The sequence below is a fragment of the Serratia sp. H402Y genome (genome assembly GCF_051172415.1).
GTDB classification, from domain to species: Bacteria; Pseudomonadota; Gammaproteobacteria; order Enterobacterales; family Enterobacteriaceae; genus Serratia; species Serratia ureilytica.
This window is the reverse complement of the sequence record NZ_JBPIYZ010000012.1, coordinates 1-5,589: the sequence shown is the minus strand read 5'-3', so window position 1 is coordinate 5,589 and position 5,589 is coordinate 1. Positions and strand designations below refer to the sequence as shown.

At 51.9% G+C, this 5,589-nt stretch carries 5 protein-coding genes, 4 tRNA genes, 1 rRNA gene and 1 other RNA gene; 2 read left to right on the top strand and 9 right to left on the bottom strand.

The annotated features are described in order from the left end of the window. The 6 genes from ACSBQS_RS24505 to ACSBQS_RS24480 all read right to left on the bottom strand — a co-directional run. Positions 1-286: GTP-binding protein (locus ACSBQS_RS24505; RefSeq protein ID WP_047024907.1), on the bottom strand; the 286-nt coding region annotated here is incomplete at its 3' end. 109 nt (positions 287-395) lie between these two features. Next, positions 396-471 (bottom strand) — tRNA-Thr (locus ACSBQS_RS24500). A 6-nt stretch (positions 472-477) separates the two neighbouring features. After that, a tRNA-Gly gene (locus ACSBQS_RS24495) sits at positions 478-552 on the bottom strand. 37 nt (positions 553-589) lie between these two features. Continuing rightward, positions 590-705: non-coding RNA, RtT sRNA (locus ACSBQS_RS24490), on the bottom strand. A 46-nt stretch (positions 706-751) separates the two neighbouring features. Then, positions 752-836, bottom strand: a tRNA-Tyr gene (locus ACSBQS_RS24485). 25 nt (positions 837-861) lie between these two features. Next, positions 862-937: transfer RNA gene (locus ACSBQS_RS24480), tRNA-Thr, on the bottom strand. A gap of 396 nt (positions 938-1,333) precedes the next feature. Here ACSBQS_RS24480 and ACSBQS_RS24475 point away from each other — a divergent pair. Together ACSBQS_RS24475 and coaA are read left to right on the top strand one after the other, a co-directional pair. Next, a complete protein-coding gene (locus ACSBQS_RS24475; RefSeq protein WP_033644356.1) occupies positions 1,334-1,882 on the top strand; it encodes a GNAT family N-acetyltransferase in 549 nt (182 codons plus the stop codon). A 219-nt stretch (positions 1,883-2,101) separates the two neighbouring features. Next, positions 2,102-3,052 (top strand): type I pantothenate kinase, encoded by a 951-nt coding sequence (gene coaA / locus ACSBQS_RS24470; RefSeq protein ID WP_025304936.1) that lies wholly within the window; start codon positions 2,102-2,104, stop codon positions 3,050-3,052. A 48-nt stretch (positions 3,053-3,100) separates the two neighbouring features. On the opposite strand, the gene birA is transcribed toward coaA, so the two are convergent. The 3 genes from birA to rrf all read right to left on the bottom strand — a co-directional run bounded on the left by birA (position 3,101) and on the right by rrf (position 5,589). After that, positions 3,101-4,063: a bifunctional biotin--[acetyl-CoA-carboxylase] ligase/biotin operon repressor BirA gene (gene birA, locus ACSBQS_RS24465; RefSeq protein ID WP_033652744.1), complete on the bottom strand. Its 963-nt coding sequence runs from the start codon at positions 4,061-4,063 to the stop codon at positions 3,101-3,103. Beyond that, entirely contained in the window at positions 4,060-5,097 is a 1,038-nt protein-coding gene (gene murB, locus ACSBQS_RS24460; protein ID WP_117189246.1) for a UDP-N-acetylmuramate dehydrogenase, read from the bottom strand. Before murB ends, birA begins: the two co-directional genes overlap by 4 nt. A gap of 377 nt (positions 5,098-5,474) precedes the next feature. Further along, a 5S ribosomal RNA gene (gene rrf / locus ACSBQS_RS24455) occupies positions 5,475-5,589 on the bottom strand.

Here is a 5,589-nt window from a genome sequence, read left to right as displayed (position 1 = left end):
CACCGGTGATCATGTTTTTCACGTAGTCGGCGTGCCCTGGGCAGTCAACGTGCGCGTAGTGGCGAGTCGGGGTGTCATACTCAACGTGAGAGGTGTTGATGGTGATACCACGAGCTTTTTCTTCTGGTGCGTTATCGATCTGGTCGAAAGCACGTGCAGAACCGCCGTAGGTTTTAGCCAGAACGGTAGTGATCGCTGCAGTCAGGGTAGTTTTACCGTGGTCAACGTGGCCGATAGTACCGACGTTAACGTGCGGTTTTGTACGTTCAAACTTTTCTTTAGACATCGATTGTCCCTCTAAGACACGGATAAATCGGTGGTATCACCACATCAACCAAGCATTTGCTCGTTGAATCCAGAACAGAAAGAAAATCAGGGGGCGAGAAATTAAGAAGTGGTGCTGATAGGCAGATTCGAACTGCCGACCTCACCCTTACCAAGGGTGCGCTCTACCAACTGAGCTATATCAGCACATCTTGGAGCGGGCAGTGGGAATCGAACCCACATCATCAGCTTGGAAGGCTGAGGTAATAGCCATTATACGATGCCCGCATCCTGGAACTCGGCTACCTGATTTTTCTGTAGAATTTTGGGGATAGAGCAGGATTGTTCATCACTCGGCTCGTATCCTTCGGGCCGGCTGCGCCTCGCGCTGCACAACTCGAACCTTGCCGAAGGCTTTCGCCCTCTCCTCCCGCCATCAACCGTTGCGGTGTTTATCGCATCTCAGTTAATCGCCGAAGGCAAGATTTGGTGGTGGGGGAAGGATTCGAACCTTCGAAGTCTGTGACGGCAGATTTACAGTCTGCTCCCTTTGGCCGCTCGGGAACCCCACCAGATTTTAACTACTTGTGACTTGAATGGTGCCGGCTACCGGAATCGAACTGGTGACCTACTGATTACAAGTCAGTTGCTCTACCTACTGAGCTAAGCCGGCATCAAGTGCAGCGCATTCTAGGTAGAGCGGGCGACCTATGCAACAAAAAAATTGCTTTACGCGCACTTTCGCTCATAAATCAGTCAATTTTGCATGCTGTCATGCAATTCGCAGCCTGTGGCGTGCAAACATTCATCACTTGCGGCAATCATTCTCTACAATTTTATCCACTTTTTGCAAGCTTTGAACGCCCTTTTCTCCGTGTCGGGCTTCTCAAAACACGTAACCCACGGCGGTAAACCGTGAGCGGGATCGATGCACCAAAAAGAGGATGGCTGCCCTGGTTCGTGGCGTGAACTACACTTATTCCTCGCCCTTTCGCCGTGGCTATGCCTTTTATCGCTCTGGCGCAGTTATTGCTTATCTTCATTACCCCCATATCTGGAGGAATGACCGATGAAAATAGTGCCTATCAACGCCGCTACGCTCCCGATTTATCGCGATGAATTGGCTCGCCTGTTGACCGATGCGGTCACCCACGGCGCTTCAGTGGGCTACGACACCTTAATCCCGCATGAAGACGCCGAGAGTTACTTCCACAGCCTGCGTCCGGCCTTGGCCAAGGGTGAGCTGCTATTGTGGATTGCCCGCGACGAACGCGGCGTCGTTGGCACCGTTCAACTCGAGCTCTGCCAGAAACCGAATGGCCGTAATCGTGCGGAGGTAGTGAAACTGCTGGTTCATAGCCGCGCTCGTCGCAACGGCGTAGGCCTGGCGCTAATGAAGACGTTGGAGCAAGCGGCACTGCAACAGCAGCGCGGGCTACTGTATCTGGATACACAGGCCGGTTCGGCGGCAGAAGCACTTTATCGCAGTCTGGGCTATCGCTGCCTGGGTGAAATGCCTGACTATGCGGCCGGACCCGATGGCTATTACCACTCAACCGTCATTTATTACAAACGTCTGTTCACCGTGACCCCGTCTTCACGCGCTATCGCCAGCTAACCTTCAGGCGGTATCCTGACTCCATGATACCGCCTTGCAACCCCGCTTTATCAACTGCGTGCCGCTTCGCACAATTGACATAAACTGCTGCCTATCGACAACTTTTGCGAAAAAAGTCTACGCCAAAAACGAAGCTGTCTATAATATGCAGCTTGTTTATTCTCTGGAGTTGGCGTCCGGCGCCTTTCCCAACCTGCGTTAACAGGCAGAATTTGGCTTATGATAAAAAGAGATCAATCTTTAGCAACGCCTTACCTACAGTTCGATCGTACCCAGTGGGCTGCGTTGCGAGATTCGGTGCCGCTGACGTTGTCGGAAGAAGAGATCGTTAAACTGAAAGGGATTAACGAAGATCTCTCGTTGGAAGAAGTAGCGCAGATTTATCTGCCGCTGTCACGACTGTTGAACTTCTATATCAGTTCCAACCTGCGCCGGCAGGCGGTACTGGAACAATTCCTCGGCACCGACGGGCAAAAGATTCCCTATGTCATCGGCATCGCCGGCAGCGTAGCCGTCGGCAAGAGCACGACCGCACGTCTGTTGCAGGCGCTGCTGAGCCGCTGGCCGGAACACCGCAGCGTTGAGCTGATCACGACCGACGGCTTCTTGCATCCAAACAAGGTGCTGAACGAACGCGGTTTGATGAAGAAAAAAGGCTTCCCGCAGTCTTACGATATGCATAGCCTGGTGAAGTTCGTGTCGGAAGTGAAATCCGGCGCCAAACGTGTCACCGCCCCGGTTTATTCCCATTTGATCTATGACGTTGTGCCCGAAGGTAATAAAGTCATCGAACAGCCGGACATTCTTATCCTGGAAGGGCTTAACGTATTGCAAAGCGGTATGGATTATCCTCACGATCCGCATCGCGTATTCGTTTCCGACTTCGTCGACTTCTCTATATATGTCGATGCGCCGGAGACGCTATTGCAAAGCTGGTATATCAACCGTTTCCTGAAATTCCGTCAGGGCGCATTTTCCAATCCTGATTCTTATTTCCATAATTATTCAAAATTGCCGGAACCGGAGGCGATTAATATCGCCACGCAATTATGGAATGAAATCAATGGATTGAATTTGCAGCAGAACATACTGCCTACCCGCGAACGCGCGAGCCTGATTATGACCAAAAGCGCCAACCATGCCGTTGAAAGCGTGCGTTTAAGAAAATAAGCCTACCGAACGATCAAGGGGACGCTGCCGTCCCCTTGTCTTTTCTCACTATTCCGCGCTGCGCAGCGATATCTCTCCGCCGATAAAGGGTTTGATTTCCCCTTCTTGTTCCAGCAGGAGTGCACCTTGCGCGTCGATACCCCGGGCGATACCCACAATCTGTCGCTCGCCAATCAGCAGTTTGACCGGTCTGTCGATAAAATTATCCAGCGTGCGCCAACGGCCAATGAATGGCGCCAGCCCATCTATCTCGAATTGTTTTAATGACTGCCGCAATTCATTAAGCAGAGTGGCGGTGAGCTCATTACGATCGATGTTAATACCGGCTTCTTGCAGGTTGATCCAACCTTGATTGATCCCACTCGCATTGGTATCCCGCATCGCCAAATTAATGCCGGCGCCGATGACCAACTGAGCCGCATCGCCGGTTTTCCCCGTCAACTCGACCAAGATCCCTGCCAATTTGCGATCGTTCAGGTAAAGATCGTTGGGCCATTTGACTCGCACGTCTTTAGCGCCAAGACGCTGCAAGACCTCCGCCATCACCATGCCGATCACCAGGCTCAGCCCCATCGCCGCAGCCGGCCCCTGTTCCAATCGCCAAAACATCGACAGGTATAAATTGGCGCCAAACGGCGAAATCCACTGACGCCCACGACGACCGCGGCCGGCCAGTTGGTACTCAGCGATGCAGGCATCGCCAGATTGCAGCGTTTCGATACGATCCAGTAAATATTGATTGGTAGAGTCTACGACCGGCAGCACGGTAACTCGCTTGTCGTCCAGCCCTCTAAGAATGCGTTCCGCCTCCAATAGCTGCATGGGAGCAGGCAAGCTGTATCCTTTCCCCGGTACAGTAAAGACATCCAGCCCCCACTCGCGAACGGTTTGAATATGCTTATTGATCGCGGCGCGGCTCATGCCCAATGACTCACCGAGCTGTTCCCCGGAATGGAATTCACCGTCGGCCAATAGCGCGATCAGTTTTAACGGGACCTTGATATCTCTCATGACAGCACCACCACAGCGTTCAATTCGCCAGTTGCGCCAATGAAACGCACCTCAGGTTCCAGCCATACGCCAAATTTATCGGCCACAGTCTTACGGACATGGCGCGCCAGAGCCACCACATCCTGACTATGCGCATTATCGATATTCACCAGCACCAGCGCCTGCTGGCGGTGTACGGCTGCGCCACCGATGCGATACCCCTTCAGTTCGCACTGATCGATCAGCCAGCCAGCGGCCAGCTTCACCTGACCATCCTGCTGCGGATAATGCGGCATGCCGGGATATTGTGTGATGAGTTCTGCGGCTTTCCCCGCGTTCACCAGCGGATTCTTGAAGAAACTGCCGGCATTACCGGTTTCGCGCGGGTCCGGCAGCTTGCTGCGGCGCATGGAACATACGGATTCGAATACCTGAAGTGGCGTCACCGTGGCGGGATCCAGCTTGGCCAGATCGCCATAGCTCAACTTGGGTTGCCACTGCTTGCTCAGACGCAGACCCAGCCCGACAATGGCATGCCCAGTTTGGAAGCGATGTTTGAAAATGCTTTCCCGATAGCCGAAACCACAATCGGCTGCCGGAATGCGATCGATGGCACCCGTAGAGAAGTCCAGCAGGTCGACATACTCACAGACATCTTTCAATTCGACGCCATAGGCACCGATATTCTGGATAGGCGCGGAGCCGGCCAATCCAGGAATCAACGCCAGGTTCTCCAACCCGCAGATCCCGGCCTGCAGCGTATATTGCACCAGATCGTGCCAATTCTCACCGGCGCTGACATGGAGATACCAGGCATCGTTATCCTCTCGAACATCGATGCCCTTTAGTTGGTTAACCATGACCGTACCCGAAAAGTCTTCCAGGAACAGTACGTTGCTACCTTCACCGAGAATCAGCAGTGGCTCCTGACGCTTGCGCGTTTGTTGCCAGACTTTGAGCATCAACTCAATTCTATCGGCGATGACCAGGTGCGCTGCGTTGACCGGGAGCGCAAAAGTATTGTGGTTTTTTAAAGACGCGCTTTCAGTAGACATAACGTTCAGTACCCATGCGGAAATAATCTTTTGCTTAGTCTACTCGATTCGAAGCGTCTGGCTAATATTTGTTTTAATTAACGTGAAATTTATCGAGTAATGCACTGAAGAATTAGGATTTATCTTTGATATAACAGGATAATTCTTATCAACATGTTCATAAATAGGCATTTTTATTATTTAAATAATAATCTGAATCTATCAATTATATATTGAGCTGGTTATTCTCCTGCTCAAAAGCATTATACGTGCTTATGTAAATAAGCAACGTCCGCTGAAATAGGTATTTTTCTAAGCAATAGATACGATCAGGGGATTTATTTTACGCATAGCAAAAAGCCCTGAACGTCAGTTCAGGGCTTTCGGCTTTGTTTGATGCCTGGCAGTGTCCTACTCTCGCATGGGGAGACCCCACACTACCATCGGCGCTACGGCGTTTCACTTCTGAGTTCGGCATGGGGTCAGGTGGGACCACCGCGCTATTGCCGCCAG